Annotated in this window: 14 protein-coding genes; 7 read left to right on the top strand and 7 right to left on the bottom strand. The window is 73.2% G+C overall.

The annotated features are described in order from the left end of the window. Positions 1–16: 16 nt before the first annotated feature. From ABFC67_RS06090 to ABFC67_RS06070, 5 genes are all read left to right on the top strand, one after another. Positions 17–1645, top strand: coding sequence for a M48 family metalloprotease (locus ABFC67_RS06090; protein ID WP_346737150.1), 1629 nt, complete (start codon positions 17–19; stop codon positions 1643–1645). Positions 1646–1727: 82 nt separating this feature from the next. Next, entirely contained in the window at positions 1728–2417 is a 690-nt protein-coding gene (gene phoB / locus ABFC67_RS06085) for a phosphate regulon transcriptional regulator PhoB (RefSeq protein WP_346737149.1), read from the top strand. A gap of 55 nt (positions 2418–2472) precedes the next feature. Further along, a complete protein-coding gene (gene phoR / locus ABFC67_RS06080; RefSeq protein WP_346737159.1) occupies positions 2473–3687 on the top strand; it encodes a phosphate regulon sensor histidine kinase PhoR in 1215 nt (404 codons plus the stop codon). Positions 3688–3752: 65 nt separating this feature from the next. Beyond that, complete coding sequence (gene ppk1 / locus ABFC67_RS06075) at positions 3753–5828, top strand: polyphosphate kinase 1 (protein WP_346737148.1); 2076 nt, start codon at positions 3753–3755, stop codon at positions 5826–5828. Between the two features lie 13 nt (positions 5829–5841). Then, positions 5842–7404, top strand: coding sequence for a Ppx/GppA phosphatase family protein (locus ABFC67_RS06070; RefSeq protein WP_346737147.1), 1563 nt, complete (start codon positions 5842–5844; stop codon positions 7402–7404). 38 nt (positions 7405–7442) lie between these two features. Here the strand turns inward: ABFC67_RS06070 and ABFC67_RS06065 are convergent, their stop codons facing one another. After that, positions 7443–9767, bottom strand: coding sequence for an HAD-IC family P-type ATPase (locus tag ABFC67_RS06065; protein ID WP_346737146.1), 2325 nt, complete (start codon positions 9765–9767; stop codon positions 7443–7445). A 297-nt stretch (positions 9768–10064) separates the two neighbouring features. Here ABFC67_RS06065 and ABFC67_RS06060 point away from each other — a divergent pair, with 297 nt between their 5' ends. Together ABFC67_RS06060 and lpxH are read left to right on the top strand one after the other, a co-directional pair. After that, positions 10065–10757 carry a peptidylprolyl isomerase gene (locus ABFC67_RS06060; RefSeq protein ID WP_346737145.1) on the top strand — a complete coding sequence of 231 codons (693 nt, stop codon included), beginning with the start codon at positions 10065–10067 and terminating at the stop codon, positions 10755–10757. 4 nt (positions 10758–10761) lie between these two features. Then, on the top strand, positions 10762–11487 hold the full coding sequence (gene lpxH / locus ABFC67_RS06055; RefSeq protein WP_346737144.1) for a UDP-2,3-diacylglucosamine diphosphatase: 726 nt from the start codon (positions 10762–10764) through the stop codon (positions 11485–11487). A gap of 86 nt (positions 11488–11573) precedes the next feature. On the opposite strand, the gene ABFC67_RS06050 is transcribed toward lpxH, so the two are convergent. From ABFC67_RS06050 to folC, 6 genes are all read right to left on the bottom strand, one after another. Then, positions 11574–16079 carry a DEAD/DEAH box helicase gene (locus ABFC67_RS06050; RefSeq protein ID WP_346737158.1) on the bottom strand — a complete coding sequence of 1502 codons (4506 nt, stop codon included), beginning with the start codon at positions 16077–16079 and terminating at the stop codon, positions 11574–11576. Positions 16080–16187: 108 nt separating this feature from the next. Next, positions 16188–16988: a ferritin-like domain-containing protein gene (locus ABFC67_RS06045; RefSeq protein WP_346737143.1), complete on the bottom strand. Its 801-nt coding sequence runs from the start codon at positions 16986–16988 to the stop codon at positions 16188–16190. Positions 16989–17160: 172 nt separating this feature from the next. Next, positions 17161–18636 (bottom strand): amidophosphoribosyltransferase, encoded by a 1476-nt coding sequence (gene purF, locus ABFC67_RS06040; RefSeq protein ID WP_346737142.1) that lies wholly within the window; start codon positions 18634–18636, stop codon positions 17161–17163. Between the two features lie 13 nt (positions 18637–18649). Next, positions 18650–19219, bottom strand: a complete 570-nt coding sequence (locus tag ABFC67_RS06035; protein WP_346737141.1) for a CvpA family protein — start codon at positions 19217–19219, stop codon at positions 18650–18652. A gap of 22 nt (positions 19220–19241) precedes the next feature. Beyond that, the gene (locus ABFC67_RS06030; protein WP_346737140.1) at positions 19242–20225 is read right to left on the bottom strand and encodes an SPOR domain-containing protein; all 984 of its coding nucleotides are present in this window, start codon (positions 20223–20225) and stop codon (positions 19242–19244) included. A 29-nt stretch (positions 20226–20254) separates the two neighbouring features. Continuing rightward, positions 20255–21580: a bifunctional tetrahydrofolate synthase/dihydrofolate synthase gene (folC, locus tag ABFC67_RS06025; protein ID WP_346737139.1), complete on the bottom strand. Its 1326-nt coding sequence runs from the start codon at positions 21578–21580 to the stop codon at positions 20255–20257. Positions 21581–21753: the final 173 nt, after the last annotated feature.

Raw genomic sequence — 21753 nt, 5'->3', positions numbered from 1 at the left:
TCCCCTGCGCCGTCCGATGCCCCCTCGCACCTGGCTTCCCGCCCTCCTCGCCGCCGCGCTCAGCTTCGCCGCCGGCGCGCAGGACAACGTGCGCCTGCCGGACATGGGCAGCTCCGCCGGCACCCTGCTGTCGCCGCAGGAAGCCGACGCCTACGGCTCCAGCATGCTGCACCAGATGCGCGCACTGGGGCTGGTGGTGGACGACCCGCTGCTCGACGCCTACGTGAACGCGCTGGGCTACCGGCTGGTCGCGGCCAGCGCCGACCCCAAGCAGAAGTTCACCTTCTTCGTGGTCAAGGACAACGAGATCAACGCGTTCGCCGCGCCGGGCGGCTACATCGGCGTCAACGCCGGCCTGATCACCATCACCGCCAACGAAAGCGAGCTGGCCGGCGTGATCGCCCACGAGATCGGCCACATCAGCCAGAACCACCTGGCGCGCGCGTTCGAGGCCTCGCGCAAGGCCACGCCGCTGATGGCGCTGGCGATCCTCGGCGCGATCCTGGCCAGCGCGCATACCAGCGGCGACGCGCCGATCGGCATCCTCGCCGCCGGCCAGGGGCTGCTGCTGCAGCAGCAGATCAATTTCACCCGCGCCGACGAGGCCGAGGCCGACCGCGTCGGCATCCAGACCCTCGCCCGCGCCGGCTTCGACCCCGAAGCGATGGCCGATTTCTTCGGCCGCATGCTGGCCGCGCTGCGCCCCGGCGGCGGCGAGGGCGACGTGCCCGAACTGCTGCGCACGCACCCGGTGACGACTTCGCGCATCAGCGACGCCAAGGCGCGCGCGCACGTGATCGAGGAACAGGCGCGCGGCGACGCGCCGCGGCTCGCCGCCGGCGACACGCGCTGGGAGGACCAGCTGATTCCGCTGCCCTACGTCCATGATCGCGGCAGCCTGCTCGCCCCGCACACGCGCGCCGCCGCCAGGCCGGCGGCGGCCGGCGCAAGTTTCTACGCGCTGATGCGCGAGCGCGTGCGCGTGCTCGCTTCCGACGACGCGCGCAGCCTCGCCGTCTACTACGCGCAGAACCTCGACCACACGCCCGGCTTCGACAGCGTCGCCAACCGCTACGGCTACGCGCTGGCGCTGACCCGCAGCGGACGCGCCGCCCAGGCCGCGGAAACGCTGGCGCCGCTGCTGCGGAAAGACCCGGACAACCTGCCGCTGCGCCTGGCGATGGCCGACGCCGCCTCCAACGCCGGCCGCCGCGACGCCGCGCTGGCCCAGTACGCCGACCTGGCCGCCGACTCGCCGGACAACCCGGCGATCGCCCTGCCCTATGCGCGCGCCCTGCTCGACAACGCCAAGCCGGAACCCGCGCGCAAGGCCGCCGCGCTGCTCAAGCCGCTGCTCGACGCTTCCGAGGATCCGAATCTCTACTCGACTTACGGCCGCGCCTGCGACGTGGCCGGCGACCTCGACCGCGCCGCCGAGGCCTACGCCGACGCCACCTACCTGTCCGGACGGCCGGAAGACGCGCTGGCGCAGCTCAAGCGGCTGGCCGCCAAGCCCGACCTCGACTACTACACCCGCGCGCGCGTCGACGCGCGCATCGCCGACCTGACCCCGATCGTGCTCGAGCTGCGCCGCCGCGGCACCCGCACCGACGACCAGGGCCAACTGACCTTCGGCGGCGGCTGAGCGGCGCGCCGCCGCGGCGTGTCATCGCGGCGTAATATTGAGCCGCTGCAATAAAGGCGTCACAGGGAACCAAGGTGGACGCGTGCAGAAGCGCATCCTGATCGTCGAAGACGAGGCCTCGATCCGCGACATGGTCGCCTTCGCGCTGCGCAAGGCGGGCATGGAGCCGGCGCACGCCGCCGACGCGCGCGAGGCCCAGCACGCGATCGCCGAGAAGGTGCCCGACCTGATCCTGCTTGACTGGATGCTGCCCGGCACCAGCGGCCTGGAGCTGGCGCGGCGCCTGCGCAGGGAAGAGCTCACCCGCGAGGTGCCGATCATCATGCTGACCGCGCGCGGCGAGGAAACCGATCGCGTCAGCGGGCTGGAGGCGGGCGTCGACGACTACGTGGTCAAGCCGTTCTCGACGCGCGAGCTGCTGGCGCGCATCAAGGCGGTGCTGCGGCGCAGCCATGGCGACGACGGCACCGGCGTGGTCGAGGTCGGCGGCCTGAAGATCGACGGCCCCGCGCACCGCGTGTTCGCCGGCGACGAAGCGGTGGCGATCGGCCCCACCGAGTACCGCCTGCTCTACTTCTTCGCGACCCACCCCGAGCGCGTGTACACCCGCGCCCAGCTCCTCGACCACGTCTGGGGCGGCAGCGTGTACGTCGAGGAGCGCACCATCGACGTGCACATCCGCCGCCTGCGCAAGACGCTGGAACCGTACCGGCTCGACGGCCTGGTGCAGACCGTGCGCGGCGCCGGATACCGTTTCTCGGCAAGCCCCTGAACCGCGCATGCCCGCCCGCCGCACGACCGCGCTCGCCCTCGCGCTCGCTGCGACGATGGCGGCGGCGTGGGGCGCCGGCCGGGCATACGGCCACCCCGCCGCCGCGCTGGCGCTGGCCGCGCTCGCTGCGCTGGCGTGGACGCTGCGGCGGCTTGCCCGCGAGGAAGCTGCGCGCATGACCGCGAACGCGCGCGTCGTGGCCGAGCAGCAGAGCGAGCGCACGCGGCTGTCGCGCGCGCGCCGCCTGGCCGCGCAGATGCGCGCGCTGCGCAACGCCGCGGGCGCCCTGCCCGACGGCGTCGTGCTGCTCGACCGCGACGGCCGCGTGCGCTGGTTCAACCACGCCGCCGAGCGCCTGCTCGGGCTGGTCCATCCGCGCGACCGCGGCATCGACCTCGCCGAGCGGCTCGGCGCCGGGCCGGTCGGCGCGTGGCTGCGGCAGCATCGCGAGCTGCCGCTGAACGAGGTGCCTGCGCCCGGCGACCCCGCCGCGCAGGTCAGCCTCGCGCGCATCCCGCTGGCCGGCGGCGAGTGCCTGCTGATGGTGCGCGACATCAGCGCGCTGACCCGCCTCGAACAGATCCGCCGCGATTTCGTCGCCAACGTCTCGCACGAACTGCGCACGCCGCTGACCGTTATCCACGGCTACCTCGAGCTGCTCGAACCGGAGGACGTGCCGGCGCTGGCGCCGGTGCTGGCCGAGATGCGCACGCAGTCCAAGCGCATGGGCCAGATCGTCGAGGACCTGCTGACGCTGTCGCGGCTGGAAACCCGGGAGCGCCTGCCCGAGGAACACGTGGCGATGGCGCCGCTGCTGGCGACGCTGCGCAAGGAAGCCGAAGCGCTCAGCCAGGGCCGCCACCAGATAAGCCTGGAAAGCGCGAACGATGCCGACCTGCTCGGCTCGCCCAGGGACCTGCACAGCGCGTTCTCCAACCTGGTCAGCAACGCGGTGCGCTACACGCCGGCCGGCGGGCGCATCGCGATCCGCTGGTCGCGCACGCCGGACGGCGCGACGTTCGCGGTCAGCGACAGCGGCTACGGCATCCCCGCGCAGCACATCCCGCGCCTGACCGAGCGCTTCTACCGCGTCTCCTCCAGCCGCTCGCGCGAAACCGGCGGCACCGGCCTCGGCCTGTCGATCGTCAAGCACGTGCTGGCGCTGCACGATGCGCGCCTCGAAATCGCCAGCGAGATCGGCAAGGGCTCGACCTTCGCCTGCGCGTTCGGCGCCGCGCGCGTGCTCGAACCCGGCGCCGACGAGGACTGATCCCGCCCCGGCTTGCGCCCTGCGGCAGGCGCGGCCATGCTGCCCGGACCCGTGGAACAACGGACATGACCCAGGCGCCCGACCTCAGCACTCCCGAGCTGTACCTGAACCGCGAACTGGCCGCGCTGGAGTTCAACTTCCGCGTGCTGGCGCAGGCCCGCGATCCCGCCACGCCGCTGCTGGAACGCGTGCGCTACCTGTGCATCTCGACCACCAACCTCGACGAGTACTTCGAGGTGCGCGTGGCGATCCTCAAGCAGCACGTCGCGTTCGGCGACGCCCGCCCCGGCGCGGATGGCCTGCCGCCTTCCGAAATCCTGGCGCGCATCCGCGAACGCACGCTGGAACTGGTGCAGGCCCAGTACGCGCTGTGGCGCGACGCGCTGCAGCCGGCGCTGGCCGCCGAGGGCATCCGCTTCCTCACCCGCGACAAGTGGACGGTCAAGCAGAAGCGCTGGCTGCAGGGCTATTTCCAGAACGAGATCCTGCCGGTGCTGTCGCCGCTCGGCCTCGACCCGGCGCATCCGTTCCCGCGCATCCTCAACAAGAGCCTGAACATCGCGGTGGTGCTGGAAGGCCGCGACGCGTTCGGCCGCGAAGGCCACATCGCGCTGGTGCGCGCGCCGCGCTCGCTGCCGCGCATCATCCGGCTGCCGGCCGAGGTCGCCGAGCCCGGCTGCGATTTCGTGTTCCTGTCCGGCCTGCTCAACCACTTCGCCGACGAGATGTTCCCGGGCTTCCGCGTCAAGGGCGCCTACCAGTTCCGCGTCACCCGCAACAGCGAGCTGGTGGTCGAGGAGGAGGAAGTCGAGAACCTCGCCAGCGCGCTCAGCGAGGAATTGATCGGACGCGGCTATGCGCGGCCGGTGCGGCTGGAGATCGCCGAGAACTGCCCGAAGCCGATCGCCGACATGCTGATGGCGAACTTCGAGCTGGACGAGCAGGACATCTACCGCTGCGCCGGGCCGGTCAACATCAATCGCGTGATCGCGATCTACGACCAGCTCGACCGTCCCGACCTGAAGTTCCCCAAGCTGATCCCGCGCATGCCGCCGGCGCTGGCGGTGGAGGGCGCCAGCGTGTTCGACGCGGTCGCGCAGCGCGACATCCTGCTGCACCATCCCTACGAATCGTTCGGCGCGGTGGTCGAGCTGCTGCGCCAGGCCAGCCAGGACCCGAACGTGCTGGCGATCAAGCAGACCCTGTACCGGGTCGACCAGGATTCGCCGCTGGTCGGCTACCTGGTCGAAGCCGCGCGCGCGGGCAAGGACGTCACCGTGGTGGTCGAACTGCGCGCGCGCTTCGACGAAGCCGCCAACATCCACCTCGCCAACCGCCTGCAGGAAGCCGGCGTGCAGGTGGTGTACGGCGTGGTCGGCTACAAGACCCACGCCAAGATGCTGCTGGTGGTGCGCCGCGAGGGCGGCCGGCTGCGCCGCTACGCGCACCTCAGCACCGGCAACTACAACCAGACCACTGCGCGCCTGTATACCGACCTCGCCCTGATCACCGCGCATCCGGAGATCGGCGAGGACGTGCACAAGGTATTCCAGCAACTGTCCGGGCTGGGCCCGGTGATCAAGCTCAAGCGCCTGCTGCAGTCGCCGTTCACGCTGCACCGCGAGCTGATGGCGAAGATCGAGCGCGAAACCCGCCACGCGCTGGAGGGCAAGCCGGCGCGCATCATCGCCAGGATCAACGCGCTCAACGAGGCCAGCGTGGTCGAGGCGCTGTACCGCGCTTCCGGCGCCGGCGTCGAGATCGACCTGATCGTGCGCGGCGCGTGCACGCTGCGTCCGGGGCTGCCGGGCGTCTCCGAGCGCATCCGCGTGCGCTCGCTGGTCGGCCGCTTCCTCGAACACAGCCGCGTGTACTGGTTCGCCAACGCCGGCGAGCCCGAGCTGTACTGCGCCAGCGCCGACTGGATGGAGCGCAACCTGTTGCGCCGCATCGAGGTGTGCTTCCCGATCCTCGATCCCGAGCTGGCCGGGCGCGTCTACGACGAGGCGCTGGCCAACTACCTCGCCGACAACACGCAGGCGTGGACGCTGGGCGCGGACGGCCGCTACGCGCGCGTCGAGCCGGGCGAGGCGATGCCGCATTCCGCGCAGCAGGCGCTGCTGGCGAAGCTGACCGGCTGAGGCGACGACGCGCATGAGCCGCAGCAACGACATCGTGCCGGCGCAGGACGCCGAACCCGCGAACGCCGCCGCCGCGGCGGGCCTGCAGGACGGCGAGCTGCTGGCCGCCATCGACATCGGCTCGAACAGCTTCCACCTGGTGGTCGCGCGCTACCAGCACGGCGAGCCGCGCGTGATCGACCGCCTGCGCGACAGCGTGCGCCTCGCCGCCGGCCTGCGCGCCGACGGCACGCTGGACGCCGAGCACCGCGCGCGCGCGCTGGCCTCGCTGGCGCGCTTCGGCCAGCGCATCGCCGGCCTGCCGCTGCACCACGTGCGCGCGGTCGCCACCAACACCGTGCGCCAGTTGCGCGCGCCGCAGGCGTTCCTGGTGCCCGCCGAAACCGCGCTCGGCCATCCCATCGAGGTCGTCTCCGGCCGCGAGGAGGCGCGCCTGATCTGGCAGGGCGTGGCGCGCGGGCTGCCGGCCTCGCGCCACCAGCGGCTGGCGATCGACATCGGCGGCGGCAGCACCGAGTTCATCATCGGCCGCCAGCTCGAACCGCTGCACACCGAGAGCGTGCAGATCGGCTGCGTCGCCTCGACGCTGCGCTTCTTCCCCGGCGGCAAGCTCAGCCGCAAGCGCTGGCAGCACGCGCAGCGCGAAATCGGCGTGCTGCTGCAGCAGTTCGCCGCCGACTACCGCAGCGCCGGCTGGCGCGAGGCCTACGGCTCGTCCGGCACCGCCAAGGCGATCGGCACCGCGGTGCAGGCGCTGGAGCTGTCCGAGCGCGGCATCACCCGCCCGGCGCTGGCGGTGCTGCGCGAGGCCGTGCTCGCCGCCGGGCACGTCGACCGCATCCGCCTGCCGGGCCTGGCCGAGGAGCGCGTGCCGGTGATCGCCGGCGGCATTGCCATCCTCGAAGCCGCGTTCGACGCGCTGGCCATCGACGTGCTGCAGGTGTGCGAGAGCGCGATGCGCGAAGGCCTGCTGTGGGACATGCTCGGCCGCGCCGCCGGCAGCGACCCGCGCGCGGCGACCGTCGAGTCGCTGGCGCGGCGCTACGGCGTCGACCGCACGCACGCCGAGCGCGTCGAAGCGACCGCGCTGGCGCTGTTCGATGCGGTGGCGCCGGCTTGGGAACTGGACGAGGAAGCGCGCGAATGGCTGTCCTGGGCCGCGCGCATCCACGAGATCGGCCTTGCCATCGCGCACAGCCAGCACCACCGCCACGCCGGCTACATCCTGCGCAACTCCGACCTCGCCGGCTTCAGCCGCCAGGACCAGCAGATGCTGGCGGCGATCGTCGAATGCCACCGCCGCAAGCCCGAGCTCGAACTGCTCGCCGGCCTGCCCGCGCGCTACCGCCTGCCCGCCCGGCGCATCGCCACCCTGCTGCGCCTGGCCGTGCTGCTGCGCCGCGCCCGCCGCGCCGAGCCGCTGCCCGCCCTCGCCGCCCGCGCCAGCGCGCGCAAGCTGCGCATCGCCCTGCCCGCCGCCTGGCTCGAGCAGCATCCGCTGACCGTCGCCGACCTCGAGCAGGAGCGCGGCCATTTCGCCGACCTCGGCGCGGCGCTGGAGATCGCCTCGCCCTAGCCCGCCGCGCATCGTTCACGGCATCGCGCAAGACGCGCTCAGGGAATGCCGAAAGTTCTGAGAATCGGGCCTTTCAGTTGATCCAGTACCAGGGCGAAGCCGACGGACGCGGCCGCCAGCGCCAGCAGGGCGGCACCGCCCAGCGGCGCGGTCAGGACGCCGCGCACGGCGACCGCCACGACCAGGGCGGTATCCGCGGCCGTGGCCGCGAGCACCCACGGGCTCGGCAGCGACGCCCAAAGGTGCCGCCGCTCGCGCAGGACATACACCAAAGCCTGGTTGCCGAACGCAACGGCTGCGAAGGCGAGCGTCTGCAGCGCCCCTGCCCCGAGATCGAGCGCACCTTTGCCGAAGGCGATGACTGCCATCGAGAACGCCAGCTTGCAGGCACCGAAGGCCATGGCAGCACCGGTAATGCCGCGCATGCGCCAGACCGCCGGTGCCGGCACGTCGCCGGCGCGGTCCACGGTCAGCGACATGCTCGACAGGTCGTTCACGACCGACAGCAGGACCATCAGCGCCGGCGTGAGCAGCGCGTGCTTCGTCAGCAGCAGGCCGGCCGCCAGCAGCAGCACGATTTCGATCTTCTTCACCAGCATCGCCAGCACGTAGGTCAGCAGCCGCCGGAAACCGGCGCGGCCGGTGCGCACGGCGTCGACGATGCCGGCCAATCCGTGCTCGGTGAGCACCATGCCGGCCGCCGCCTTCGCCGCATCCGTCGCCGAGGCGACGGCGATGCCGATCTGCGCCTGCCGCAGCGCCGGCGCGTCATTGGTGCCGTCGCCGCACATGCCGACCACGTGCCCGCGCGCCTGCAGCGCCCGCACCAGTCGATATTTCTGCTCCGGCAGCACGCGGGCGAGCACCCCGACCGTGTCGTCGCCAATCGGATCGGGTGTATCTGCGGCGCGGCGCACCTCGCCGGCGATGCCGATCTTGTGCGCGATCGCCGCCGCGGTCGCCGGCGAGTCGCCGGTCACCATGATCGTGCGCACGCCGAGGGCGCGAAGCTCATCGAGCCGCTGCGCGGCGTCCTCGCGCGGCGGGTCGCTGATCGCGATCAGCCCGGCGAGGCGCATCGCCGCCGGCGGTCCGGCCGCCACCGCAATCACGCGATGTCCGTCTGCGGCGAGCGCGTCGACCATGCTCCGGCTTTCCGGCGGCACCGATGCCCTCGTGGCGATGGCGTCGAACGCGCCTTTGACGATCCGCAGCTCGCTGCCGTTCGCGTCGGTGACGAGTGCCTCCGCCACCTTGGTGGCCGGATCGAACGGAATGAAGCGCTGCAGGCGCGCGCCGGACGTGCTCGCGACGCCTTGCGCCGCGCGATGGATCGCGGCATCGATCGGATCCTGATCCGCCTCGGAGCTGGCAAGCACCGCCAGCGCCAACAGCCGCTCGCGAGCGACGCCCGCCATGGCGCGAACATCGACCACGGCCATGGCGTTCTGCGTCAACGTGCCCGTCTTGTCGGCACACAGGATGTCCATCGCGGCGGCCTCGTGGGCCGCCGACAGCCGCGTCAGCAGCACCCCGCGCTGCGCGAGCGCGCGCGCCGCGAGGGCGGCGGAGAGCGTGAACGTCGCCGGCAGCGCCACCGGGACCGTGCCGAGCAGCGCCGTCAGCGCGAAACCGATCAGACTGCCGGCGGGCATCGCGATCAGGTAGGCGTAGGCGATACCGAGCGTCGCGATTGCGCCGTTGACGACGGCCAGGTTGCGCGTCGCGGCGAACACCGCGGCCTGTTCGGTGCTGGCGGCATGGGCGATGCGCACCAGCTCGAGCGCGCGGCCGAAGTAGGTATTAGCGCCGATCGCCGTCACTTCCGCCACGGCCTCCCCGCGGCGCACCAGCGATCCGCCGTAGACAGCGCCGCCGCTCTCCGCATCGACGGGCATGGACTCGCCCGTCAACGCCGACTGGTCGACCGACACCGTCCCCGACACGATGCGGACATCGGCGGGAACCAGCGCGCCGAGCGGCAGGCGCACCACGTCGCCGGGAACGAGTTCCGCGGCGGGGCGTCGCGCCCAGGCGCCGTCGCGAAGTACCAGCGCGGTCGGCGCGAGCCGCTGCTTCAGCAGTGTCAACGCCGCATCCGCCCGCCCCTGCTGGATCCAGCCGAGCGCGGCATTGAAAAGAAGCAGCGCGCCGATCACCGTCGCCTCGACGTATTCGCCGAGCGCGATCTGCAGCACGATCGCCACCTCGAGCATCCACGGCACCGGTGCCCAGAACCGCGCGAGCAGGAACCGCCACCGTGGCGGCGGCGCCTCTTCCACCGCGTTTGCACCGAAGGCAGCCGCCCTGCGCCGTGCTTCCGCACTGCTGAGTCCGCCGGGAAGTGGGGTGGTCGCAGGCATGGGCATCGACGCGCGGTCGCTTGTGTCCGGATCGGGCAACCCGGCCACGCGCGGGCTGGCCGCACGGCCATGACGACTGCCGCCGCGCCACCCGGCCGCTCGCAACCGAAGCACCCGGTCGTGTTCGCCCGCCAACCTTGCCGCGGAACGCGCGCCGGTTCTTGACTCCTGTCAGAGAGGGCGCAGGCGGGCAAAAGGTTCGTCGTTCCCGGCCGCTTGCCGACGAAGCGGCCTCCGAGGATGTGCGATTCAGTCCCTCCTGCGTATCATGCGGGGATGCCTCCGCAGGTACGCCCCATGCTCGAACGCCTGATCCTCGCCCTTGCCCTTACCGTTCCCGCGACCGTCTTCGCGCAGACCGGCAAGCCGGCGGCACCGGCACCGACGCCGCCCGCGACCAAGCCGACGATCGAGGCCTCGTCGCCGGAGCACCCGCGCGTGCTGCTGCGCACCAGCATGGGCGACGTCACCGTCGAGCTGTTCCCGGACCGCGCGCCGAAGACCGTCGCCAACTTCCTGCAGTACGTGCGGGACGGCTTCTACGACGGCACCACCTTCCATCGCGTGATCAAGGGCTACCTGATCCAGGGCGGCATCTTCACCCGCGACCTGACGCAGAAGCGCACGCGCGCGCCGATCGCCAGCGAGGCCGACAACGGCCTCAGCAACCTGCGCGGCACCATCGCCGCGGCGCGCGGCGCGGACGCGAATTCGGCCACCGCGCAGTTCTTCGTCAACGTGGTGGACAACCCGCGCCTCGACTACGTCAGCAACCAGAGCGGCCTGACCTGGGGCTTCGCCGTGTTCGGCAAGGTGGTCGCCGGCATGGAGGTGGTCGACAAGATCCAGGACCTGCCGACCGCGCCGCAGGGTCCGTTCGCCGGCGACGTGCCGCGCCCGCTGGTGGTGATCGAGAAGGCCGAGCTGCTGGCGCAGGCGTCCGCGGCGCCCGCGCCCGAGGCCAAACCCGCCGCCGGAAAGAAGCGCTGAGCGCGTGGCGACGCTGTTCATCTCCGACCTGCATCTCGACGACGCGCGCCCGCAGATCACCGCGCTGTTCGAACGCTTCCTCGCCGACGAGGCGCGAGCGGCCGACGCGCTGTACATCCTCGGCGACCTGTTCGAGGCCTGGGTCGGCGACGACGACGACGCCGAGCTGCCGGCGCGCGTCGCCGCCGCGCTGCGCGGTGTGCGCGAAGCCGGCGTGCCGGTGCGCTTCATCGCCGGCAACCGCGACTTCCTGCTTGGCGAGGACTACGCGTGCCGCGCCGGCATGGACCTGCTCGCCGACGGCAGCGTGGTCGACCTCTGCGGCACGCCGACCCTGCTGCTGCACGGCGACACGCTGTGCACCGACGATGCGGCCTACCAGGCGTTCCGCCGCCAGGTGCGCGATCCGCAGTGGCAGCGGCGATTCCTTGCGCAACCGCTGGCCACACGCAAGGCGTTCGCCGAGCAGGCGCGCGCCGCCAGCCGCGCGCACACGCGCAGCGCCGACTACGCGATCATGGACGTCAACGCCGAGGCGGTGGCCGCGGCGCTGCGCGCCGCCGGCGTGCGCCGCATGATCCACGGCCACACGCACCGCCCCGCCGTGCACGACTTCGCGCTCGACGGCGCGCCTGCGCAACGCGTCGTGCTGGGCGACTGGTACGAACAGGGTTCCGTACTGCGCGTGGACGCCGGCGGCGTCGACCTGCGCGGGCTGCCGCTGCGCTGAGCCGCACAGGCCGCTGGTAGCGTGCGCTCCGCGCACGGCCGCGGCGGGCGCGTCCGCTGCGAAGGGCCACGTGCGCTCCGCTCACGCTACGTGGTTTCGAGGGGAGGCATGGCTCCGGGCTCGCGCAGCAATGCGCGGCGCGCGGCGCGCCGCTGCTCCGGCGCCAGCGTCTCGTCCAGCAACACCACCTGGCCGCCGCTGAGCGCCGCCGCCGGCACGCCGTCGCGGTAGAGCACGCGCGCGCCGGCCACCGCGGGCACGCGCGCACCCGGCGTGAGGATGCCGACCAGGTTGAGCGGATCGCAGGCCGACACGCACGCCAGTTCACTCGCGCCCGGCCGCGCGCGGGTTTGCCGCAGCAGGCCGACCGCCTCCGGCAGCGCGAACTGCTCGCCGACGAAGCCGGCGACGAAGCGGCCGCCGCGAATCTCGCCGCGCGCTTCCAGCCGGCGATACATGCGCAGCAGCTCGCGCCACGGCGGCAGCCAGTCCGCCTCGCGCTCGAGCAGGCGCCAGAACACCACGCCGTAGCGGCGCAGCAGCGTGCGCGCGACGTGCTCCAGCGTGTCGGCGTCGAAACCGTCGTGCGCGGGCGCGGCGGATTCCGCCGCGCGGATCGGCGCCCAGCGCCCCGCGTCGGCGATGCCGAACAGCGGTACGCGGCGGCCGCGGCGGCCGTGCGCCGACGGCCGCTTCGAGGCCGGCACCAGCAGCGCGCGCAGGCCGGCGAAGCTGTCCGCGTGCGCCAGCCCGCGTGCGACCAGTTCGCCCAGCGCGTCCTCCAGTTCCGTCTGCAGCAGGCGCGTGGCATCGGCGATCTCGTCGAAGAACGAGGCGCCGCGGGCATCGAGATGCTGCAGCACCGCCTGCGCGCGCGAGGATGGGTGCGCCGGCGCCGGCGTGGCCAGCGACGTCCACAGCGCCAACGCGCGGCGCGGCAGCAGCACGATCGGCGTGCCGCGCACCGGACCGGCGGCGCGCCCCGCCGCCGCGGCCGCGCGCCCCTTCAACCGCGTCCAGGCGAGGCGGCCCGAGCGGCACAGATCGTCCAGCCAGGCGATGCTGTAGTCGGGGATGCGCGCGGGCAGCAGTTCGGCTTCCCACGCGGCCGCCGCGGCTTCGTAGCCTTCGAGCTGGGCGACGACGCCGGCCAGCGCCTCCGGCCCGGCCACCTGCGTGCGCGGGCTGGCGTGCTGCCACTCGAACAGGAAGCGCATGAAGTCGCGCGCCTCGACCGGCTCGATCTCGCGGCGCAGCCGGTGCACGGTGTAGCGGTGGATGCGCGCCAGCAGGTGGCGTTCGCACCACTCGTCCTCGGCCGCCTCGGGCGTGAAGCGCCCGCGCATCGCGTAGCCTTCCGATTCGAGCCGCAGCAGCGCGGCATTGACGTCGCCTGCCGCGACCTGCAGCGAGGCGGCGATCGCGGCGGCCGTGGTCGGGCCCAGTGCGGTCAGGCGCGCGCGCACGATCTCGACCAGTGCGTCCTCGCGCGTCCACGCCGCCTGCGCGAACTCGTCCGGCACGCGCACCTCCGGCTGCGGCCGCGCGTCCGCGTGCGCCGCCCGCAGCATCGGCACGCGCTCGGTCGCGACCCACAGCGCCGCGCCGGATTCGCGCGGCAGCGCCAGCCGCGTCGCGCGGCCGTCGGCGGCGAGCGCCTGCAGCAGCGTCGGCCATGCCGCGTCGCGCGCGGTTTCCTCGACGGTGAGGAAGGCGACGCCCATCAGCGCCTCGTGCAGTTCGTCGGCGTCGCGCGCCTCCGGCCAGGCCTCCGCGCGCACCGCCTCGATCGCCGGCGGATCGAGGCGGCCGAGGTCGGCGGCGCTTTCCGGGTCGCTCCAGCGCCGGCTGAGCACGGCCTGGGTGCGGCGCTCCTCCAGCGGCGCGTCGTCGAGGAAGGCGTACGGGCGCGCGCCCAGCACTTCCGCCGCCAGCGGCGAAGGCTCGGGCAGGTCGCGCGCGATCACGCACACCGCGCCGGATTCCAGCGCGCGCAGCAGGCGGATCAGGCCGCCGAGGTCCATCGCCTCGTGCAGGCAGTCGTCCAGCGTCTGGCGCACCAGCGGATGATCGGGCACCTCGCGCTCGCCGACGATGTTCTCCGCGCAGGCGACCTGGTCGGGGAACACCGTGGCCAGCAGGTCCTCGCTCTTCATGCGCTGCAATTGCGGCGCCACCTTGCTGCCGCCGATGAAGCGCGGCAGCGCCAGCGCGGTGGTCGCCGCCCAGCGCCAGCGCACCGGGAACAGCGGCGCGCCCAGCAGCGCCTGCACCAGCACGTCGCGCACGCTGGACGAATGCAGATACCTGGCGACGTCGATCAGCGGGAAGCTGTGGCTGGTGGACAGCGACAGCACGATCGCGTCCTCGGTGGCGGCGGCCTGCAGCTCGAAGTTGAACTTGCGGCAGAAGCGCTTGCGCAGTGCCAGCCCCCACGCCTTGTTGATGCGGCTGCCGAGCGGCGCGTGGATCACCAGTTGGGTGCCGCCGGATTCGTCGAAGAAGCGCTCCATCGCCAGCACGCGCTGCGTCGGCAGCGCGCCGAGCGCGGCGCGGGCGCGCGCGAGGTACTCGACGAGCTGGCGCGCCGCGGCGGGCGCAATGCCCACCTCGTCGACCAGCCAGGCGACGGCACTCGCACCGCTCCCCTCTCCCATCGCGAGCGGGGTTGGGGGCAAGGGTTCGGCCGGAGCGGGGCCTTCTGGTGACACCGGGCGCTCACCCCTGCCCCTCTCCCGAGGTGAGCGGGGTTCATCGGCGGCTTCCGCGCTCTCCCGGAGAGGGAGGCCTTCCTCTTCCCCGGCGTTCGCGCCGGCGAGCCGTCGCTCGACCTCTTCGCGCAGGCGCGCGACGCCCGCCGACAACTCGTCGCTGCGCCCCGGCGCCTCGCCCAGCCAGAACGGAATGCTCGGCGGCATGCCGCGCGCGTCCTCGACGCGCAACCGCCCCGGCTCGATGCGCTGGATGCGGTAGGAGGCGTTGCCTAGCTGGAAGATGTCGCCGGCGGAGCTCTCGACGGCGAAGTCCTCGTTGACGCTGCCGATCACCTGCGCCTGCGGCTCCAGCAGCACCGCGTAGTCGGCGGTGTCGGGAATGGTGCCGCCCGAGGTGAGCGCGGTCAGCCGCGCGCCGCGCCGGCCGCGCAGGCGGCCGTGTACCGCATCGCGATGCAGGTAGGCGGCACGTGCGCCGCGGCGGGTGCTGAAGCCCTCGGCCAGCATGCGCACTACCTCGTCGAACGCCTCGCGCGTCAGCGCGGCGTAGGGCCAGGCGCGGCAGAACGCGGCGTACAGCGCGTCCTCCTCCCACTCGCGGCAGGCGACCTCGGCGACGATCTGCTGGGCCAGCACGTCGAGTGGACACAGCGGGACGCGCAGCGCGTCCAGCTCGCCGCGGCGCACGCAGTCGAGCAGCGCGGCGCACTCGACCAGATCGTCGCGCGACTGCGGGAACAGCCGCCCCTTCGGCGTACCGCCGACCGAATGCCCGGAGCGGCCGACGCGCTGCAGGAACGCGGCGATGCCGTGCGGCGAGCCGATCTGGCACACCAGGTCGACGTCGCCGACGTCGATGCCGAGTTCGAGCGACGCGGTGGCGACCAGCACGCGCAGCTCGCCGCGCTTGAGCCGGCGCTCGGCATCGAGGCGCTGCTCGCGGGCGAGGCTGCCGTGGTGCGCCGCCACCGCCTCGTTGCCCAGGCGTTCGCCGAGATGGCGCGCGGCGCGCTCGGCCATGCGCCGCGTGTTGACGAACACCAGCGTGGTGCGATGCGCCTCGACCAGCTCGGCGAGGCGCGTGTAGACCAGCGCCCAGGCGTCGTTCGACATCACCGCTTCCAGCGGCACCGGCGGCACCTCGATGGCGAGATCGCGCCGGCGCGTGTAGCCGATGTCGACGATCTCGCAGCCCTGCGCGTCGCGGCCGTCGATGCGCGTGCCGACCAGCAGGCGCGCCATGTCCTCGACCGGCTTCTGCGTCGCCGACAGGCCGATGCGCACCAGCGGCCGCGGGCACAGCGCCTGCAGGCGCTCCAGGCTCAGCGCGAGGTGGCTGCCGCGCTTGCTGGCGGCGATCGCGTGGATCTCGTCGACGATCACCGTGCGCGTGCCGGCCAGCATGCGCCGTCCGGAATCCGAACCGAGCAGCACGTACAGCGATTCCGGCGTGGTCACCAGGACGTGCGGCGGCCGCTTGCGCATCAGCGTGCGCTCCGCCGCCGGCGTGTCGCCGGTGCGCACGGCGGTGCGGATGTCGACGTCGGGCAGGCCGAGGCGCTCCAGCTCGGCGCGGATGCCGGACAGCGGCACTTCGAGATTGAGGTGGATGTCGTTCGACAGCGCCTTCAGCGGCGACACGTACACCACCGCCGTCGCGTCCGGCAGGCCGCCCGCAAGACCTTCGCGCACCAGCGCGTCGACCGCGGCGAGGAAGGCGGCGAGGGTCTTGCCGGAGCCGGTCGGCGCGGCGATCAGCGCGTGGCGGCCGGACTGGATCGCCGGCCAGGCGCGCTCCTGCGCGGGCGTCGCGGCGCCGAAGGCGCTGCGGAACCACGCCGCGACGGCAGGATGGAAGGATTCGAGCGGCATCGTCAGGGGCCCGCGGCGGCGGCCGCGAAATCGCGGCCGCACGCATGGGACCAAGCTACGGTCGCAGCGGCCGGGATTCAAGCGCAAACGCGGCGCGCGCGAACGCCCGCCCGTTCAGGCCAGGGCGCGCAGCTCGTCCTCGCTGAAGCCGGCTTCGCGGCGCGCGTCGAGGTTGAACGGTCCCTTCAAGCCCCGGCGCATGTGCTCGCCCAGCAGCCGCTCGAACGTCGCCCGCGGCTCCAGTTCCTCGCGCGCGCAGCACCAGCGGAACCAGCGCGTGCCGGCGGCGACGTGTGCCACTTCCTCGCGCAGGATCACTTCGAGGATGGCGACGGTGGCCTCGTCGCCCGCCGCGCGCAGCCGCGCGATCATGCCCGGCGTCACGTCCAGCCCGCGCGCCTCCAGCACGCGCGGCACCAGCGCCATGCGCGCGAGGCAGGCGTGCGCGGTCTTCTCCGCCATCTCCCACAGGCCGTCGTGCGCGTCGAAATCGCCGTAGGCGTAGCCCAGTTCGGCCAGGCGCGCCGCCAGCAGCGTGTAGTGCCGCGCCTCGTCGGCGGCGACCGCGACCCAGTCGCGGTAGTAGTCCGCGGGCATGCCGCGGAACCGGTACGCCGCGTCCCAGGCCAGATTGATCGCGTTGAATTCGATGTGCGCCACCGCGTGCACCAGCGCGGCGCGCCCATCGGCCGTGCCGAGCCCGCGCCGCGGCAACAGCCGCGGCTCGACCAGCCGCGGCTGTTGCGGCCGCCCCGGCGCGCCGATCGGCCGCGGCGGCGGGGCGTCGTCGGCAATCTGCAGCGCTCCGTCCGCGAACGCCGCGGCCGCCTCGCGCGTCAGCGCGGCCTTTTCGGCGGGATCGCGGCAATCGAGGCAACGCCGGGCAGCGTCGAAGAGGTCGGTCGTATCGGCCATCGCTCATTCACCGGATAGGAGCTTGTGTGCTGGCGACCCGACGCGTCGTCTCGCAAGCGAGGCGCCTCACGGCGCCGCCAACCTCAGCCCAACCCTCTCCCGCCGGTGGCGGGAGAGGGAGACACGCGTAACAGTGCCCCGGAACCTCGCAGGAGCCTGCGTGCAGGCGACCTCAGGCGCTGCGCCGCTTCGTCTTCGCGTCGTCCGAGCGCAGGAATTCGAGCTGGTCGAGGTAGCCGTCCTCGACGCCGGTGACGTACTCGCCGGAGAAGCACGAGGTATCGAAGCGCTTCAGCTTCTCGTTGCCCTCGGCGACCGCGGCGACCAGGTCGTCGAGATCCTGGTAGACCAGCCAGTCGGCGCCGATCTCCGTCTGCACTTCCTCCTCGCTGCGGCCGTGCGCGACCAGCTCGCCTGCGGCGGGCATGTCGATGCCGTAGACGTTGGGGTAGCGCACCGGCGGCGCGGCCGAGGCGAAGTAGACCTGCTTGGCGCCGGCCTCGCGCGCCATCTGGATGATCTGCCGCGAGGTGGTGCCGCGCACGATCGAGTCGTCGACCAGCAGCACGGTCTTGTTGCGGAATTCCAGGCCGATCGCGTTGAGCTTGCGGCGCACCGACTTCCGGCGCTCGCCCTGCCCCGGCATGATGAAGGTGCGGCCGATGTAGCGGTTCTTGACGAAGCCTTCGCGCATCGGCACGCCGAGCTCCTGCGCGAGCGCGCTGGCGGCGGTGCGCGCGGTGTCGGGAATCGGGATCACCGCGTCGATGCCGTGTTCCGGCCGCAGCTGGCGGATCTTGGCGGCGAGCTTCTCGCCCATGCGCAGGCGCGCCTTGTACACCGACACGTCCTCGATCATCGAGTCCGGACGCGCCAGGTAGACGTACTCGAAGATGCACGGCGCGTGCACCGCGCCCTCGGCGCAGCGGCGCGCGTGCATCTGGCCGTTCTGGGTCACGAACACCGCCTCGCCGGGCGCGATGTCGCGCAGGCGGGTGAAGCCGAGGATGTCGAGCGCGACCGACTCCGACGCCACCGCGTACTCGCGGCCTTCCGGGGTGACGCGCTCGCCCAGCACCAGCGGGCGGATGCCGTGCGGATCGCGGAACGCCAGCAGCCCGTAGCCCAGCACCAGCGCGATGCAGGCGTAGCCGCCGCGGGCGCGCGCGTGCACGCCGGCGACCGCCTTGAAGATATGGTCGGGCGTCAGCGCCATGCGCTCCTGGATCTGCAGCTCGTGCGCCAGGATGTTCAGCAGGATCTCGGAGTCGGAGTCGGTGTTGGTGTGGCGGCGGTCGTCCTCGAACACCTCGCGGCGCAACTGTTCGGTGTTGATCAGGTTGCCGTTGTGCGCGAAGGCGATGCCGTACGGCGAGTTCACGTAGAACGGCTGCGCCTCGTCGACCTGCTCGGAGCCGGCGGTCGGATAGCGGCAGTGGCCGATGCCGATGTGGCCGCGCAGCTTAACCATGTTCTCCTGGCGGAACACGTCGCGCACCAGGCCATTGCCCTTGTGCAGGCGCAGCCGCGCGCCGTCGACGGTGGCGATGCCGGCGGCGTCCTGGCCGCGGTGCTGCAGCACGGTGAGCGCGTCGTAAAGCGCCGGCGCTACCGCGTTGCCGCCGACGATGCCGATGATTCCGCACATGGTTTGGGTGCCTTCAGGTCTGCTGCGCCGCCGCCGGGCCCTGCGGCGCCTGCAGCTGAGATGGGGGGCGATGCGGCGCGGGCAAGCCCCGTGCGCCGTATTGCAGGTATTTGTTCACGTCCGCCGGCAGCCGCACCGACAGCCACGCGGCGGCCTGCTCGAAGCTCGGCAGCAGTCGCGACTGCCGCCACCACGGATCGCGCGGGAACGGCGTGAAACCGAGCAGCAGCACGGCCAGCGTCACCAGCACCAGGCCGCGCGCCAGACCGAACAGCATGCCGAACAGGCGGTCGCTGCCGGACAGGCCGCTGCCCTCGACCAGCTTGCGCACCAGGAAGCCGAGCAGCGCGCCGGCCAGCAGCACGACGATGAAGCACAGCCCGTAGCCCAGCAGCAGGCGCACCGACGGCACCTCGACGTGGGCCGCGAACATCTGCGCGAGGCGCGGCCCGAACAGCCACGCGACCGCCGCTGCCGCCGCCCAGATCGCCAGCGCCAGCACCTCGCCGATCAGCCCGCGCCACAGCCCGAACAGCACCGACAGGGCGAGCACGCCGAGGATGATGTAGTCCGCGAAGTTCATGCGCGCGTCTCGGCCGCCTCCGTCACGGCTGGGTGACGACGATGCCCTTGAGGCCGGCCCTGGCCGCGATCTGGTCGCGCAGCGTCTCCGCGCCGCTGCGCTGCGCCTGCGGTCCGGCCCGCACGCGCCACAGCTTGCCGCCGCCCGAAGCGACGTCGTCGACGAAAGCATCGAAGCCGGCCGTGCGCAGGCGGTCGCGCAGCTTCAGCGCCTCCTCCTGGGTGGCGAACGCGCCGAGCTGGACCGCCCAGGCGCCGGCGCGGTTCGCCGGCAGCGCCGTGGCCGGCGCATCTGCCGTCTGTCCGACGGCGGAAGCGACCAGCGTCGCCGGCACCTTCGGTTCGGCGCTCTTGAACTTGAGGCGCGCGGCCTCGGCCGCGGCGCGGCCGGCGAACGGGCCGAGGCTGACGCGGGTGGCGGCCTTGCCGTTCACCACGGCAGCCTCGCTGTGCGCCGGCAGGCCGAGCTTGCGCGCGCTGGCCAGCAGCGCCTCGACGTTGGCGCGGTCGCCGTAGACGCCGAGGTTCACTGCATAGCGGCCCTCGGCGGCGGCGCCCGGCGCGACCGACGCGGGCTGCGGCGCCTTGGCGGCGGGCGCGGGCCTGGGTGTTTCCGCACGGGGTGCCGTGACCACCATCGGGTTCGGCGGCGGCGCGGGCTCCGCGGCGGGCGCCGGCGCGGCGTCGTTCTCGGGATGCACGTCGGCCGGCTTGCGGCTGGGCAGATCGAGCGTGGTCACCTTGTCGGCGCCGGCGGTGGGCGCACCGGCGGCCGGCACGGCCGCGGCGGGCGCGCTGGCCGCGGGCGCCGGCACGGCCTCCGGCGCGACGCCGAGCGTGCGGCTCTGCAGCTCGCGATCGGGCGCCGGCGGGATGTCCAGGCTGACCGTGGCGTCCTGGTTCGCGCTCTTCGGCGGCTCGCCGGAGAAGAACATCGGCACGAAGATGATCGCCAGCGCGATCAACACGGCGGCGCCCAGCAGGCGCTGTTTCAGGGCAGGCTCCATCGGGTGGCCTCGCTGCGATCGACGCGGAATTATACGCGCGCGCGGGGCCGCGCCGCCGCCGCCTCGGCCGACCGCAGCGCCGCGGCGGCGACGTAGAACGAGCCGAAGGCGAGGATGCGGTCGCCGGGCTGCGCCTGCGCGCGCGCCGCGGCCAGCGCGCCGGCCATGTCCGCGTGCAGGCTGAACGACGCGGCGGGCAGCCCCGCGGCGAACCGTTCGGCCAGCGCCGGTGCCGGCAGGCCACGTGGGGTTTCCGCCTCCAGCCCGCCGAGGTGCCAGTGCGCGATGCGCGCGCCCAGCGCGGCGGCGACGCCGGCGACGTCCTTGTCGGACAGCGCGCCGTACGCCGCCAGCACCCGCCCGCGCGGCGGATGCGCGTCCAGCCAGGCAGCCAGTTCCGTGGCCGCCTGCGGATTGTGGGCGACGTCCACGACCAGCTCGGGGTCGCCGCCGAGATGCTCCAGGCGGCCGCGCACGCGCGCCGCCGCCACGCCCTGCGCCAGCGCGCGCGTGTCCCAGCCGAGGCGGTCGCGCAGCGCATACAGTGCGGAGATCGCCGCCGCGGCGTTGGCGATCTGGCTGGGCGCCTGCAGCACGGGCGCGGGCAGGTCCGCATGCGGCGGCCACCCCGCCGCGTCGCCGCCGGCATCCTCGCGCCAGCCGGTCCAGCGCCAGCCGCCGGCATGCAGCCGCGCGTCGAAATCCCGCCCCGCGCGCAAGACGCGCGCGCCGCACCGCGCCGCCGCCTCCAGCAGGCCGTGCGGCGGGTCGGCCTCGCCGATCACCGCCGGCCGACCGGCGCGGAAAATGCCGGCCTTCTCGCGGCCGATGCTGTCGCGGTCGGCGCCCAGCCAGTCCATGTGGTCGAGGCCGATGGTGGTGACGATCGCGGCGTCGGCGTCGACGATGTTGACCGCGTCGAGCCGGCCGCCCAGCCCGACCTCCAGCAGCGCGACGTCCAGCGCCGCGCGCGCGAACAGGTCCAGCGCCGCCAGCGTGCCGTACTCGAAGTAGGTCAGCGGGATCTCGCCGCGCGCGGCCTCGATGCGCTCGAACGCGGCGACCAGCGCCGCATCGTCGGCATCGGCGCCGTCGATGCGCACGCGCTCGTTGTAGCGCAGCAGGTGCGGCGAGGTGTAGGCGCCGACGCGCTTGCCGGCCGCGGCCAGCATCGCTTCGAGGAAGGCGACCGTCGAGCCCTTGCCGTTGGTGCCGCCGACGGTGATCGCCACCGGCGCCAGCCGCGGCGCGCCCATCCGTTCCCACACCGCGCGCACGCGCTCCAACCCCAGGTCCACGCCGCGCGCGTGCACGCGCTGCTGGTGGTCCAGCCACTGTTCGAGGGTGCGGGTCATCGGCTCATGCGGGGATGGCAATCGGGGCGCGATGGTGGGGGTGCGCGCGGGGATTCGCAATCCCCGACCCAAAGGCTGCGCGGCATGTTGTCTGCGCGGCCGGGCGACACGTGCGCAATTGCTCCGGACTGGCCCACCACGCCCGAGCCTCGGGGGCCGCCAGGAGGGCGGCC

The sequence above is a fragment of the Mizugakiibacter sp. genome (assembly GCF_039680435.1).
Classification (GTDB): domain Bacteria; phylum Pseudomonadota; class Gammaproteobacteria; order Xanthomonadales; family Rhodanobacteraceae; genus Mizugakiibacter.
The sequence above is the reverse complement of the archived record's forward strand: the minus strand, read 5'-3'. Positions and strand labels throughout refer to the sequence as shown.